Source organism: Bacillus cereus group sp. N8, from assembly GCF_016483685.1.
Classification (GTDB): Bacteria; Bacillota; Bacilli; order Bacillales; family Bacillaceae_G; genus Bacillus_A; species Bacillus_A proteolyticus.
Genome location: NZ_JAEHBK010000001.1, coordinates 762,163 through 776,257 on the forward strand (window position 1 = coordinate 762,163; position 14,095 = coordinate 776,257).

Consider the following 14,095-nt stretch of genomic DNA (forward strand, 5'->3'; position numbering starts at 1 on the left):
GTCTTCTGTATAAAATTGTAAAAGTGAATAGGGATGGAATTAGATATAGCTAACATTGTTCATGTTGTCACATTAATGTAACAATAAGGCTTTAAAGTACTTCTAGAGGTGAGAACATGAATACGCATCATGTAAAAAAAGAACAAAAAAAATCAATCATAAAAATATTTATAATCAGTTTCATAAGTATAGTAATGATTTCAGTAAGTTTGTATTTCTATGCGACAGAAATAGAACGAAAACTAGTAACAGTTACGTGGAATGAAATAGAAACATCGACAATTCCTAAAGAGTTTAATAATAAAAAGATATTGCAATTCTCAGATGTGCATTTAGGACCAGAATTTACACTGAAACAACTAGAAAATTTGGTGGAGAAGATGAATGCGTTACATCCAGATGTAGTAGTTTTTACAGGGGATTTAATAGATAAGTTTGGATCATATAAAGCCGAAAGAGAAGAAGCGAAAGGTATTTTACAAAAAATACATGCGCCCTTAGGGAAATATGCAGTGTATGGGAATCATGATAGGGGCGGGGGAGGTAGTTTATTTTATAAAAAGTATATGGAGGAAGCCGGTTTCTCTGTGTTAGTAAATGAAGTGCAAAAAATTAAAGCGGAAAACGGAAAGTATATTACAATATCAGGTTTGGATGATTTTTTATTAGGAAAGCCGCAAATAGACTCGACTTTAAAACATGTGAGACAAGAAGATTTCAATATGCTATTAGTACATGAGCCGGATGTTGTAGATAGAGTAGCTCGTTACCCAGTTGATTTTCAAATGTCAGGCCATAGTCACGGAGGACAAGTTCAAATTCCTTTTATAGGTCCATTAATTACTACAAAACTAGCTGAGAGCTATGTGGAAGGTATGTATGAATTAGAAGGGAAGAATAAGCCGTTACATTTATACGTAAATCGTGGTATTGGGACAACCCGAATGCCTGTTAGATTTTGGAGTGTACCTGAACTTTCAGTATTTGTGTTAAAGCAAAATAGCAACTAGACTATTCTAGAGTAGTAGGACTTTCAGAGAAAGTTCTCTTTTTTATTGATTAAACACAGAATATTATGTAACTTTTATTTAAAGTGTTAAAAAAGAAAGGAGAATTTCTATGATAGAAACATGGCATAAAGAATTGGAAAGTTTATATAACGAAATGGTTTCGTGGCGAAGAGATTTTCATCAATACCCAGAGCTATCGTTTCAAGAAATAGAAACACCGAAAAAAATAGCTAAAATCTTAAAAAGCTTTCATATTGATGTGACAACAGACGTTGGGGGAAGAGGTGTAATTGGCGTAATTGAAGGTGGAAAACCTGGGAAGACGATAGCGCTACGTGCTGATTTTGATGCACTACCTATCCAAGATGAAAAGCAAGTTTCATATAAATCAAAGATTCCAGGCGTAATGCACGCTTGTGGCCATGATGGACATACAGCAACACTTTTAGGCGTTGCAAAAATATTAAGTGACCATAGAGAACAGCTTTCTGGCAAAATAGTTCTTATACATCAACATGCAGAAGAGAAAGAGCCTGGCGGAGCAATTGCTATGATTAAGGATGGTTGTTTAGAAGGAGTAGATGTTGTTTTTGGTACACATTTATCTTCTCAGATGCCTTTAGGAGTTGTTGGAGCGAAAGCTGGAGCAATGATGGCGGCAGCTGATACTTTTGAAGTGAAGATTCAAGGGCGAGGCGGTCACGGTGGTATGCCGCATCATACTGTTGATGCTATTATCGTTGCAACACAAGTAATTAATCAGTTGCAACTTTTAGTGAGTCGAAAAATAGATCCGCTTCAATCTGCGGTATTAACAGTTGGTACGTTCCAGGCTGGTCAAGCGGATAATATTATTGCGGATACTGCTATATTTACAGGGACAATTCGGACGATGGATCCTGAAGTGAGAGAATTTATGGAGAAGGAATTTAAAAGAGTTGTTGAGGGGATTTGTCAATCTCTTCATGCTGAAGTTGATATTCAATATAAACGCGGCTATCCGATATTAATAAATCATTTAGATGAAACGAGTCATTTTATGGAGATTGCGAAACGAGATCTTGGAAGAGAAAGGGTCATTGAAGTACCACCGATTATGGGGGGAGAAGATTTTGCATACTACTTAGAACATGTTCCAGGAGCATTTTTCTTCACAGGTGCCGGTAATGAAGAAATAGGGGCAACATATCCACATCATCATCCTCAATTTGATTTTGATGAACGTGCGATGTTGGTTGGTGGTAAGTTGCTTTTAAGTCTTGTGAATAGTTATTTAAGAGATGGAAAAGAATTTCTTGAGACTTTAGATGTGAATACGATAAATTAATTTGCATAAATAAAAAGGACAATAGGTTGTAAAGGGATCTATTGTTCTTTTTTGCGTGGAAATAGTATCGAAATATAATCTATACAAAAAGTTATCTAGATTTATAATTTTCTCAACAATTTTGTATGGAAAATTATTAAACCTAATGTAATAATTTCTGTAGGAGCTTGCATTGCAATTTTAAAGTTCAGAATATTTTGATATATTTTGAAGTGTAGGACAAGGTTTTTCGCATAATACTCTTACATAAATTTCAAAATCAAGTTTGGAAGGGGATGTACAAGAGTTGGATAAAAATCTTAAGAAAGATCTCAAAATACGCCACATTAAAATGATCTCAATTGGCGGCGTAATAGGAGCTGGTTTGTTTGTCGGAAGTGGTGCAGTTGTGCATTCAGCAGGGCCAGGTTCTATCGTTTCATATGCATTAGCAGGACTTCTAGTTATTTTCGTTATGAGAATGCTGGGGGAAATGGCAGCTATTAATCCGACAAGTGGTTCGTTTGCAACATATGCACGAGAAGCAATCGGTCCCTGGGCGGGTTATACAATTGGGTGGCTATATTGGTTCTTCTGGGTAATTGTTATTGCAATAGAAGCTACAGCAGGGGCTGGTATCATTCAATACTGGATTCCACAAATCCCACTATGGTTATTAAGCTTACTATTAACAATTTTATTAACGTTGACGAATGTTTTTTCAGTGAAATCATTTGGAGAGTTTGAATATTGGTTTTCATTTATTAAAGTAATTAGTATTGTTTTGTTCCTATGCCTTGGTCTTGCTGTGATTTTAGGGTTTGTACCAGGAACGGAAGCACCTGGCACTTCAAATTTAGTAGGGCAAGGTGGATTTATGCCAAATGGTATAAGTTCGGTGCTGCTTGGAATTACCGTCGTTATATTTTCATTTATGGGATCAGAGATTGTTGCAGTAGCGGCTGGTGAATCTGCCGAACCTGTAAAAGCAGTAAAAACAGCAACAAATAGTGTAATTTGGCGTATTCTCGTATTTTTTATTGGATCTATCGCTGTAGTTGTTACACTCCTTCCTTGGAATTCAGCAAACATACTAAAAAGTCCATTTATAGCGGTGCTTGAACATATAGGAATACCAGCGGCAGCACAAATTATGAATTTTATCGTTTTAACAGCTGTCCTTTCTTGTTTAAATTCGGGCTTATATACGAACTCAAGAATGCTTTTTTCAATGGCAGAAAGAGGAGATGCGCCAAAGGCATTTTTGAAATTGAACAGTAGTGGTGTTCCAGTTCGGGCGGTTTTATTTGGAACTTTCTTTGCTTACATTGGAGTTGTTTTTAGTTACATATCTCCAGATAAAGTATTTTTATTTTTAGTGAATGCATCTGGCGGGATTGCGTTACTCGTTTATCTCGTTATAGCAGTTTCACATTTCAAGATACGTAAAAAAATGGGGAAAGTAGAACAACAAAATTTGAAAGTGAAAATGTGGCTTTTCCCGTATGTAACGTATGTTACAATTGCCGCTATTATAGCAGTTTTTGTTGCAATGGTTGCAATTGAATCTTTACGTTCACAAGCACTTTTAACGATGCTTGTTACTGTTCTTATTATAGTTTCTTATTTTATTTTTAATAGAAATAAAAATAGTTCGGTTTTGAATCCTAAAAGTGGGGATAAAGAACCCGTTCAATTCTAATTTCTTGTTTTCGAAGAAAGGTATATCCAATCATTGCTAGAAAAGATTCATATATTAAGTAAAGAAAAGAGTAATTACTATTGTCATAGTGAATATAAACTTTTTTCTTGACTTTTTATACGAAGGCGAGCAAAATGGTAAAAAAGGAAGGGGGGATGATGATGGAAGAGTACGTATTAGATCTGTATAACCTGTTATATACGACAGAATGGCAAGATATTGTTTCGTTTCTTGGGATAGTATTTTGTATGAAAATTATAATCGTATATGTGGAAGAGCAAGGTATGTTCTATTCCTTCTCATCCCCGTTCGAGTTGCAACGTGAGCCGTTGCTAAACTATGCCAATAGAAATGATGAACAAATTCCTTTTGTTATCTTCTTTATGATTCGTTTTATAACAGCGATTGTAAAGAAAAAGGAAAGTGACGATGAAGAGTGCCACTCAACTTGTAATATAGCGAACGTTTTTTAAGCTAAATACAAGGAGGAGATTTACATGTGGTTTCGATTTCTTATGATTGGTTTCTTTTCATTAACAGCAATTACATTAATGGGATATCAAGTGTCTGAAATTTTTCAAGCATATAGCAGTACGTTTTTTAACAAAAACTAATTGCATTGCTATTTGAATAATAAAGCGATAAAATCCTTCTTAAGAAGTATTGTTAAGAAGGGTTTTTTCTTTGCCTTGTCTTACTGTGTCAAACTATTGTCACATTTACACCGTGAATAATATGTTAAAATAGTGAGGTTAATTATACATATTTGAAAGAAGAGGAGTGACCAATTTGGTGGATCAATCAACAAATCAGAAAAGCTATGCTCCTATTGTGATAACGCTTTCTGTAATTGTAAACGCGATTATTTTATTTTTGTTCTTTGGACCTGTTGGCTATGAAGGAGAATTACATTTTGATGTAACTATCTTACCAATGTTAAATGCAATTTTTAATAGTTTTACGTTTGTATTTTTATTAGCAGCTTTATTCTCTATTATTAAAAAGAATGTAAAAATGCACCGTGGTTTTATTCTTGCAGCATTTACAACGACTTTATTATTTTGTGTGTCATATTTATCGTACCATTACTTGGCACCAGCAACGCATTTTGGAGGAGAAGGTTTCATTAAATATGTGTATTTCTTCATTTTAATTACACATATTATCCTTGCAGCGATTATCGTACCACTTGCTTTGTTCGCACTTGTATTTGGTTTTACGAATCAATTAACACGTCACCGTAAAATTGTACGTTGGACGATGCCGATTTGGTTATATGTAAGCTTATCTGGTGTTATTGTTTACTTAATGATCTCACCTTATTATCAATAAAAAATCCCAGCCTGAGGGCTGGGATTTTTTTGTTAAGCAAATTTGTTTGTGAAATTTAAAAAATATGGTATACAAAAGTATAGTTGCTTTTTATATGGAAGGGATGGTAAAGGTATATGCAAAATTTTGTATTTCGCAATCCAACAAAACTTATTTTTGGTAAAGGACAATTAGAGCAGTTAAAAACTGAAATTCCACAGTTCGGTAAAAAAGTTCTTCTCGTATATGGAGGAGGAAGTATTAAAAGAAACGGTATTTATGATAATGTAGTTTCTATTTTAAAGGATATAAATGCGGAAGTGTTTGAGTTGACAGGTGTTGAACCGAATCCTCGTGTATCAACTGTAAAGAAAGGGATTCAAATTTGTAAAGATAATGGAGTCGACTTTATTTTAGCAGTGGGTGGAGGAAGTGTAATCGACTGTACGAAAGCAATTGCCGCTGGTAGTAAGTACGATGGAGATGTATGGGACATTGTAACGAAAAAAGCATTTGCAAGTGAGACGTTACCGTTTGGTACTGTACTTACTCTTGCAGCAACAGGATCTGAAATGAATGCAGGATCTGTAATTACAAACTGGGAAACGAATGAAAAATATGGCTGGGGTAGCCCGGTTACTTTCCCACAGTTTTCAATCTTAGATCCAGTTCATACTGCGTCTGTACCGAAAGATCAAACAATTTACGGTATGGTAGATATCATGTCACACGTATTAGAACAATATTTTCATCATGGAACAAATACAGAACTACAAGATCGTTATTGTGAATCTGTTTTAAGAACAGTAATTGAAACAGCTCCTAAGCTTTTAAGTGATCTAGAAAATTATGAGCATAGGGAAACAATTTTATATTGCGGTACTATGGCGTTAAACGGCATTTTAGCGATGGGAGTAAAAGGAGACTGGGCAACTCATAATATTGAGCATGCAGTTTCGGCAATTCATGATATACCACATGGAGGTGGCCTAGCGATTTTATTCCCGAACTGGATGAAGCATGTTGTGGATGAGAATGTGAATCGTTTTAAACAGTTCGCTATTCGTGTATTCGATGTAGAAACAGATGGGAAGACAGATAAAGAGGTTGCATTAGAGGGAATTGAGGCGTTACGTCAATTTTGGACTTCAATTGAAGCACCGGTAACATTAGCTGATTACGCTATTGGAGAAAATGAAATTGACTTAATGGCGGATAAAGCGATGGCTTATGGTGAATTCGGTAACTTTAAAAAATTAAATAAAGACGATGTTCTTGCAATTTATAAAGCTTCTTTATAAGTAAATCGAGAGAAGAAACCTATTTGATTATTGTATCAAATAGGTTTCTTTTTTGTTGTTTATAACTGTTTGTGATTGTTAATGATTATTTTTGGTTGTTTGTGGTTGATTTTTGTGATCGTTTTCATTATACTGTAATCAAAGGAGAGGTGAATAAAATGTTAACTCCTGAACGTCATCAAATGATATTGCAACTTGTAAAGGAACAGAAAATTGTTAAATTGCAGCAATTAGTTGAAAGAACGGAAAGCTCTGAATCGACAATTCGTCGTGATTTAGCGCAATTGGAAAAACAAAGATTATTAAAAAGAGTTCATGGCGGTGCCTCTATATTAACTGGAAAAGGGCAAGAGCCAACGATGGTTGAAAAATCATCCAAAAACATTCATATAAAGCAACAAATTGCAAGGTTTGCGGCAAACTTGGTTGAACAAGGTGATTGTATTTATTTAGATGCAGGAAGTACGACTTTTGAAATGATTCCGTTTTTAATAAATAAAGATGTTACTGTTGTTACAAATGGTCTTATGCATATTGAAGCTTTAGTTGAAAATAACATTCGGGCGTATTTACTAGGCGGAATGATGAAGAGTAGGACGAAAGCTTTAATTGGTGCCATGGCACAGGAAAGTATGCAGAAGTACCGCTTTGATAAATGCTTTTTAGGAGCTAATGGTGTACATGAACAGTTAGGGTATACAACACCAGATCCAGAAGAAGCACTCTTGAAACAAATGGCATTAACATTAGCAAACGAAGGGTATTTCTTAATTGATGAAAGTAAATTTTCAGAAGTTGCGTTTGCGAAAATTGCAAATGTTGAAGAGGCAAGCATTATTACAAACCATTTAGAACTTGATTTAGAAAAATATAAAAGACAAACAAATGTAATTGAGGCTGATAAACAATGATCTATACAGTTACTTTAAACCCATCTATTGATTATGTAGTACAAGTTAATTTTTTCAGTTTAGGAACAGTAAACCGAGCAGAGAAAGATATGAAGTTTCCTGGAGGAAAAGGGATTAATGTTTCTCGCGTTCTTCATCGCTTAGGTGTTGGAAATGTAGCACTCGGATTTACGGGTGGATTTACCGGTCAATTTATTAAAGATGTATTACAGACGGAAGGTGTAACAACAAACTTCGTCCAAGTAGACGGAGATTCTCGAATTAATGTGAAAATAAAAGGACAAGAAGAAACAGAATTAAACGGACAGGGTCCTAGTGTGACAGATGAGCAATTTGGGCAGTTAATGAAAAAAATCGAAAGTATGCAATTTGGAGATTGTGTTGTACTAGCTGGAAGTGTACCAGCTTCTATTCCAAATACCTTTTATGAATCAATCGCAGCGTTTGGAGCAGAAAAAGGTATTCGTGTAGTAGTAGATGCAAGTGGTAGTGCGCTGCAGCATGTAATTAAAAATAAGCCGTTTTTAATAAAGCCAAATCATCATGAACTTGGTGAGTTATTTGGAGTGGAGATTTCAACAGTAGAAGACATTTTACCGTATGGAAGAAAATTAATCGAACAAGGTGTACAGCACGTTATAGTATCAATGGCAGGAGATGGAGCTTTATTGTTTACGGCAGAAGGTATATATGAGGCGACTGTTCCGAAAGGCATTGTTATTAACTCAGTTGGGGCAGGAGATTCTCTTGTTGCAGGATTTGTAGGGGAATATGAACAAACAAAAGATATTGAAAAGGCATTTCAATATGGCGTTGCAACAGGGAGTGCAACAGCATTTTCAGCAGATTTATGTACAAAGGAAAAAGTAGAAGAATTATTGTCGCAAGTAATTGTTACAAAGCGATAGGGGGAAGCAACATATGAAAATTACAGAACTATTAAAAAGGAATACAGTCATTATGAATTTGACAGCTTCAAATAAAGAAGCTGTCATAGATGAATTAGTTGAGAAATTAAGTGGTGCCGATCGTTTAAATAATAAGGCTGAATTTAAAGAAGCTATTTTAAAGCGAGAGTCCCAAAGTACGACTGGAATTGGGGAAGGTATTGCAATACCTCATGCGAAGACGAGGGCAGTTAAGCAACCATCGATTTGTTTTGGTAGAAGTGTAAGCGGTATCAACTATGAATCGCTTGATGGACAGCCGGCACATCTGTTTTTTATGATCGCTGCGAGTGAAGGGGCAAATAATACTCATTTAGAAACGTTATCTCGTCTCTCTACGTTATTGATGGATGAAGGGTTTCGCAAGCAATTGTTAGAAGCGAAGGATGAGGATGAACTTCTCCGTTTATTTGATGAAAAAGAGAATGAAAAAGAAGAAGTTGAAGTAGCAAAGCCGGAAGGGAATGAACCATACGTATTAGCTGTTACAGCTTGTCCGACTGGTATCGCTCACACATATATGGCTGCGGATAGTTTAAAAGCAAAAGCAGCAGAGTTAGGGATTGCGATTAAAGTTGAAACGAATGGATCAACAGGTGTAAAGAACGGTTTAACGAAAGAAGATATTAATCGTGCAACAGCAATTATTGTCGCTGCAGATAAACAAGTAGAAATGAACCGTTTCGCTGGAAAGCGTGTCATTCAAGTGCCAGTAGCTGATGGTATTAGAAAAACTGAAGTCCTTCTTAATAGAGCTGTAAAACAAGATGCGCCAATCTTTAAAGGTGTAGAAGAGAATGGGAAGACAGAAAGTGTAGAGAAAGAAAAAGGATTAGGAATTTATAAGCATTTAATGAGCGGTGTAAGTAATATGCTTCCGTTTGTTGTTGGCGGTGGAATTTTAATAGCGCTAGCGTTTTCGTTTGGTGGTATAAAGGCGGAAGGTCCATTAGCTGAATTGTTCATGTCTATTGGTGGAGGGAAAACAGGGGCGTTTTTATTCCTTGTACCAATTCTAGCTGGATTTATTGCGAGTTCTATTGCTGATCGTCCTGGTTTTATGCCTGGTGTTGTCGGAGGATTTTTAGCGGCACATGCGAATGCTGGATTTTTAGGTGGATTAATTGCTGGTTTCTTAGCTGGATATGTTGTTTTAGGATTGAAAAGATTATTTTCAGGATTACCGGCACAGTTAGAAGGAATTAAACCTGTTTTGTTATATCCAGTCTTTGGGTTGTTAATTACAGGAGTTGTAATGCAAAAAGTAGTAAATCCACCTGTAGTAGCATTAAATGAAATGTTAACAGGATGGTTAAATGGTTTGAACGGTACAAATGCTATATTACTAGGTCTTATTTTAGGTGGTATGATGGCAATTGATATGGGTGGTCCAATTAATAAAGCGGCATTTACATTTGGTATTGCTGCAATAGAAGCGCAGAACTTTGGAGTGCACTCTGCTGTTATGGCTGGTGGTATGGTACCTCCACTTGCAATTGCATTTGCAACTACATTCTTTAAATCGAAGTTTACAGAAGCGGAACGTAAATCTGGTTTAACAAATTATATTATGGGAGCATCGTTTATTACAGAAGGTGCAATTCCATTTGCAGCTGCAGATCCGATTCGAGTAATTGTAAGTTGTGTTGTTGGTTCAAGTATTGCGGGTGCGTTATCTATGTTATTCCAAATTACATTACCGGCGCCACATGGTGGGTTGTTTGTTATAGCATTAGTAAATAAACCGTTGCTATATATTTTCTCTATATTAATTGGAACGATTGTTTCAGCGGTTATGATAGGTGTTTGGAAAAAGAAAGTTAAATAAATGATAAAAGGGACAGCTAATAGGAGTTGTTCCTTTTTTATTACAAAAAAGTAGGTTAATAGTTGGAGAATGATGAATTTTGGTAAAAGATGTAATGAAACGTGATTTTTTTGTAACAAAACAGTAATACTGTAATTTTTTCTGGAAAAGATTCTCATGCTCCTATGTGGAAAATATATGAAAACTATTGGGGATTCTATTGGAAATGCACTTTATGAATATGGAAATTTATGTTACAGCTCATTAATCATATATTACGAATGCTTTGTAATTGTGTGATTTCTAAAAATCCCCAAAATCTGTTGCTATAATGAAAATACGAAAACAAAGCAAATGGAGGCTATTCATGAAAAAATTATTAGGTATAGCAACAGCAGCAGTTTTTGGTCTTGGGATTTTTGCAGGTTCTGCAAAAGCGGAAACGATTGTAACAACGGATGTATTAAATGTTAGAGAAAACCCAACTGTAGAATCAAAACTTGTAGGTAAAATGTTAAGTGGAAATAAATTAGATGTTATAAATACAGAAAACGGATGGTCAAAAATTAAATTAGACGGTAAAGAAGCGTTTGTAAGTACTGAGTTTACGAAAAGTACTTACTATGTAACAGCAAACGTATTAAACGTTCGTACTGGTGCAAATACGGATTCAGAAATTCTTGGCACGCTAAAAAAAGATGACGTGATTGAAACGACAAATCAAGTGCAAAACGAATGGTTACAATTCGAATATGGTGGGAAAGCGGCATATGTTCACGTACCATTTTTAACAGGTACAGCACCTGTTGTTGAAAGAAAAGAAATTCCAGCTCAAACTGAAGCACCAACTAAGGTGAAAACGGCGGTTAAAAATGATACGGCAGTTAACAGGAAAGCACCTGCTAAGAGTGAAGAATCAAGTAAACCAGTAGCGCAGGCGAAGCAAACAGCTAAACCGGCAGCTAAACCAGTGGCGAAATCTACTGAAACAAGTGCACCGGCTGGTGGTCGTGAAATAACGGTAGAAGCGACAGCGTACACAGCGAATCCAGGTGAAAATGGCACATATGGTGGTCGAGTGTTAACTGCAATGGGTCATGATTTAACAGCGAATCCAAACATGAAAGTTATTGCTGTTGATCCGAAAGTAATCCCTCTTGGATCAAAAGTATGGGTAGAAGGGTATGGAGAAGCAATTGCTGGAGATACTGGTGGCGCGATTAAAGGAAACCGTATTGATGTTTTAGTTGGTTCAGATAGTAATGCGGATAGTTGGGGTCGTAAATCCGTTAAAGTGAAAGTTATACAATAATTTAGCTGTATTAAAATAAAAAATGGCTGCTTGAAAATGTCTAAGCAGCCATTTTTTTATTAAAGATTATTAAAAAGGGTAAATTGTTTTACCTGTAATAATTTTATACGCGCTGCAAAATTGAGTTTGCATGTACTCAACATTTTTATTTTCTGGATGTAACGTCGTTTCTTGAAGGGTAGAATGAAAGGAACGTAGTAAACAATTTAAGGCAAAGTATAATTCTTCTTGTGAACAATTTTGTTCTTTTGTAGCAGTAGCTAAAATGAGCTCTTTTATTAATGATGAAAAAGCGATAGTGGTTTGCTTCATAGTCATTGCACCCTCTCCGAGCTATTTTTAATCATGTATATGCTAAATTGGACAAACTATGTTCTTTTTTTATATATATAATTTCATGTACCGAATTCAAAGAACTTGCAATCACACCATTAAAATTGGTAAGATTGGGTATAATGATTAGATGGAGTACATTACATAAAGAGAGTTGAATGATATGGGAGAAGTGCAACGTGAAAAAGTTGCTGTCATAATTGGACCCACTGCTGTTGGGAAGACGAAGTTAAGTATCGATCTTGCAAAAGCGTTGAACGGTGAAATTATAAGTGGTGATTCCATGCAGATCTATCGCACGATGGACATTGGAACTGCAAAGGTAACAAAAGAAGAGATGGATGGAATTCCACATTATATGGTCGATATAAAAGATCCGGAAGAATCATTTTCAGTTGCGGAATTTCAAGAACGTGTTCGTAAACATATTCGAGAAATTACAAAGCGTGGTAAATTACCAATTATAGTTGGGGGAACCGGTCTTTATATACAATCTGTTTTATTCGATTATCAGTTTACAGATGATGCTGGTGATGCTACATACCGAGAACAAATGGAAAAGTTAGCTTTAGAACGTGGTGTGGAATATGTACATAAAAAATTGCAAGAAGTAGATCCAGAAAGCGCGGAGCGTATTCATGCAAATAATGTGCGACGTGTCATTCGTGCGTTAGAAATTTTCCACACGACGGGCGAAAAAATGAGTGATCAACTTAAAAAACAAGAAAACGAGTTATTATATGATGTTTCATTAATTGGCTTGACAATGGATCGAGAAATGCTATACGATCGCATTAACTTACGAGTGGATTTAATGATGGAACAAGGTTTATTAGAGGAAGTAGAAGGGCTGTATAATAGAGGGATGCGAGATTGTCAATCTATTCAAGCGATTGGGTATAAGGAGATATATGGTTATTTTGAGAATCGTGTCTCTTTAGAAGAAGCGGTGTCACAATTAAAGACGAATTCACGCCGTTATGCCAAACGTCAATTAACATGGTTCCGCAATAAAATGGATGTCGCATGGTTTGATGTTACGGATGGTGAAAAAACGTCAGAAATTTTACGATACATAGAAGGAAAGTTACAACTAAAGTCGAATAATATTAAGTAGAGAAAAAGAGGAGGATTCGACATGAAGCAATCAATCAATATTCAAGATCAGTTTTTAAATCAACTCCGTAAAGAGAATACGTTCGTTACGCTGTACTTATTAAATGGTTTCCAGCTTCGTGGATTAATTAAAGGATTTGATAATTTTACAGTCCTACTGGAAACAGAAGGTAAGCAACAGCTTATTTATAAACATGCAATTTCTACATTTGTACCTCAAAAAAATGTTTCAATTGAATTAGAGTAGTAATGAATTATTGTACATAATAAAAAAGAGCGAGTTTCTCGCTCTTTTTTTATTTGCTTTAAACAATAAATAGTGAAATTTAAGCGATTCTAAATATAGTAAGACGGATGTTAGTGTTTCCTGTTGCAGGGATCGTAATCTCGTTAAGAGTAGATTGGACAGAAATGTTTGTTCCAGCAGCTAATGTTTCGATTGTAGTAAATGAAAGTGAGTCGCCTATTAGATTTGAAGAGAAGTTGTCAGTAGCAACTGCTCCATTAATTGAAATTCCTACTCCAAGTGGAGCGCATCCTGGCGCAGTTGTAGAAATAGATACGCTAATTACATAAATACCAGCGTTAATAACAGTAACTGTATTTGTGCCGTTAAAGATAATGTTGTTTACGTTAATTGCAGTGCTAAAAATAAAGTTATTAAATTGGAGTACTGTTTGTTGGATGTTGTTTGTTACAACGATTGTCGCTACTGGGAAGTTAGGTCCAGTAGGTCCGGTAACTCCTATACCAGTAGCACCCGTTGGTCCTTGAACACCTTGAGATCCAGTGGCACCGGTAGCACCTGTGTTACCCTGAACACCTTGAGGTCCAGTGGCACCAGTAGCACCCGTGTTACCTTGAGTACCTTGAGGTCCAGTAGCACCCGTGTTACCTTGAGTACCTTGAGGCCCAGTAGCACCCGTGTTACCTTGAGCACCTTGAGGTCCAGTAGCACCCGTGTTACCTGGACCACCTTGAGGTCCAGTAGCGGCCGCGTTCCCAGGACGCCGTGGGGGGGCGCGAGAGGGGGGGGTGG

The 14,095-nt window shown here is 36.1% G+C and carries 14 protein-coding genes; 12 read left to right on the forward strand and 2 right to left on the reverse strand.

The features are described 5' to 3' along the window. The first annotated feature begins 116 nt into the window (after window positions 1–116). The 10 genes from JDS80_RS04010 (at window position 117) to entD (ending at window position 11,607) form a co-directional block, all read left to right on the forward strand. Complete coding sequence (locus JDS80_RS04010; RefSeq protein WP_071746716.1) at window positions 117–1,010, forward strand: metallophosphoesterase; 894 nt, start codon at window positions 117–119, stop codon at window positions 1,008–1,010. Window positions 1,011–1,119: 109 nt separating this feature from the next. Beyond that, window positions 1,120–2,337 (forward strand): M20 metallopeptidase family protein, encoded by a 1,218-nt coding sequence (locus tag JDS80_RS04015; RefSeq protein ID WP_199637134.1) that lies wholly within the window; start codon window positions 1,120–1,122, stop codon window positions 2,335–2,337. A gap of 286 nt (window positions 2,338–2,623) precedes the next feature. Beyond that, window positions 2,624–4,018, forward strand: a complete 1,395-nt coding sequence (locus JDS80_RS04020) for an amino acid permease (RefSeq protein WP_199637135.1) — start codon at window positions 2,624–2,626, stop codon at window positions 4,016–4,018. A 134-nt stretch (window positions 4,019–4,152) separates the two neighbouring features. Continuing rightward, window positions 4,153–4,491, forward strand: coding sequence for a hypothetical protein (locus JDS80_RS04025; protein WP_116733488.1), 339 nt, complete (start codon window positions 4,153–4,155; stop codon window positions 4,489–4,491). Between the two features lie 316 nt (window positions 4,492–4,807). Further along, window positions 4,808–5,350 (forward strand): DUF420 domain-containing protein, encoded by a 543-nt coding sequence (locus JDS80_RS04030; protein WP_002173006.1) that lies wholly within the window; start codon window positions 4,808–4,810, stop codon window positions 5,348–5,350. Between the two features lie 116 nt (window positions 5,351–5,466). Then, window positions 5,467–6,630: an iron-containing alcohol dehydrogenase gene (locus JDS80_RS04035; RefSeq protein WP_199637137.1), complete on the forward strand. Its 1,164-nt coding sequence runs from the start codon at window positions 5,467–5,469 to the stop codon at window positions 6,628–6,630. A gap of 158 nt (window positions 6,631–6,788) precedes the next feature. Next, a complete protein-coding gene (locus JDS80_RS04040; RefSeq protein WP_071746711.1) occupies window positions 6,789–7,541 on the forward strand; it encodes a DeoR/GlpR family DNA-binding transcription regulator in 753 nt (250 codons plus the stop codon). Then, window positions 7,538–8,449 (forward strand): 1-phosphofructokinase, encoded by a 912-nt coding sequence (gene pfkB, locus JDS80_RS04045; protein ID WP_071746710.1) that lies wholly within the window; start codon window positions 7,538–7,540, stop codon window positions 8,447–8,449. Before JDS80_RS04040 ends, pfkB begins: the two co-directional genes overlap by 4 nt. Before the next feature lie 13 nt (window positions 8,450–8,462). Further along, window positions 8,463–10,316, forward strand: coding sequence for a PTS fructose transporter subunit IIABC (locus tag JDS80_RS04050; RefSeq protein ID WP_199637139.1), 1,854 nt, complete (start codon window positions 8,463–8,465; stop codon window positions 10,314–10,316). Window positions 10,317–10,662: 346 nt separating this feature from the next. After that, window positions 10,663–11,607, forward strand: coding sequence for a cell wall-binding protein EntD (gene entD / locus JDS80_RS04055; protein WP_098888204.1), 945 nt, complete (start codon window positions 10,663–10,665; stop codon window positions 11,605–11,607). A 69-nt stretch (window positions 11,608–11,676) separates the two neighbouring features. Here the strand turns inward: entD and JDS80_RS04060 are convergent, their stop codons facing one another. Then, window positions 11,677–11,919: a hypothetical protein gene (locus JDS80_RS04060; RefSeq protein ID WP_199637141.1), complete on the reverse strand. Its 243-nt coding sequence runs from the start codon at window positions 11,917–11,919 to the stop codon at window positions 11,677–11,679. A gap of 184 nt (window positions 11,920–12,103) precedes the next feature. On the opposite strand from JDS80_RS04060, the gene miaA reads away from it, so the two are divergent. Then, window positions 12,104–13,057 (forward strand): tRNA (adenosine(37)-N6)-dimethylallyltransferase MiaA, encoded by a 954-nt coding sequence (miaA, locus tag JDS80_RS04065; protein WP_098888202.1) that lies wholly within the window; start codon window positions 12,104–12,106, stop codon window positions 13,055–13,057. A gap of 21 nt (window positions 13,058–13,078) precedes the next feature. After that, window positions 13,079–13,303, forward strand: coding sequence for an RNA chaperone Hfq (gene hfq / locus JDS80_RS04070; protein WP_000813896.1), 225 nt, complete (start codon window positions 13,079–13,081; stop codon window positions 13,301–13,303). Window positions 13,304–13,382: 79 nt separating this feature from the next. On the opposite strand, the gene JDS80_RS04075 is transcribed toward hfq, so the two are convergent. Then, window positions 13,383–14,095 (reverse strand): Gly-Xaa-Xaa repeat protein (locus JDS80_RS04075; RefSeq protein WP_199637143.1); only part of this gene is annotated, 713 nt, incomplete at its 5' end.

Excerpts from the sequence above, each read along its gene's own strand:
- JDS80_RS04050 (WP_199637139.1), top strand. The coding sequence starts at position 8,463 with ATGAAAATTACAGAACTATTAAAAAGGAATACAGTCATTATGAATTTG.
- pfkB (WP_071746710.1), top strand. The coding sequence starts at position 7,538 with ATGATCTATACAGTTACTTTAAACCCATCTATTGATTATGTAGTACAA.
- hfq (WP_000813896.1), top strand. The coding sequence starts at position 13,079 with ATGAAGCAATCAATCAATATTCAAGATCAGTTTTTAAATCAACTCCGT.
- entD (WP_098888204.1), top strand. The coding sequence starts at position 10,663 with ATGAAAAAATTATTAGGTATAGCAACAGCAGCAGTTTTTGGTCTTGGG.
- JDS80_RS04015 (WP_199637134.1), top strand. The coding sequence starts at position 1,120 with ATGATAGAAACATGGCATAAAGAATTGGAAAGTTTATATAACGAAATG.
- JDS80_RS04025 (WP_116733488.1), top strand. The coding sequence starts at position 4,153 with ATGGTAAAAAAGGAAGGGGGGATGATGATGGAAGAGTACGTATTAGAT.
- JDS80_RS04060 (WP_199637141.1), bottom strand. The coding sequence starts at position 11,919 with ATGAAGCAAACCACTATCGCTTTTTCATCATTAATAAAAGAGCTCATT.
- JDS80_RS04040 (WP_071746711.1), top strand. The coding sequence starts at position 6,789 with ATGTTAACTCCTGAACGTCATCAAATGATATTGCAACTTGTAAAGGAA.
- JDS80_RS04035 (WP_199637137.1), top strand. The coding sequence starts at position 5,467 with ATGCAAAATTTTGTATTTCGCAATCCAACAAAACTTATTTTTGGTAAA.
- miaA (WP_098888202.1), top strand. The coding sequence starts at position 12,104 with ATGGGAGAAGTGCAACGTGAAAAAGTTGCTGTCATAATTGGACCCACT.
- JDS80_RS04010 (WP_071746716.1), top strand. The coding sequence starts at position 117 with ATGAATACGCATCATGTAAAAAAAGAACAAAAAAAATCAATCATAAAA.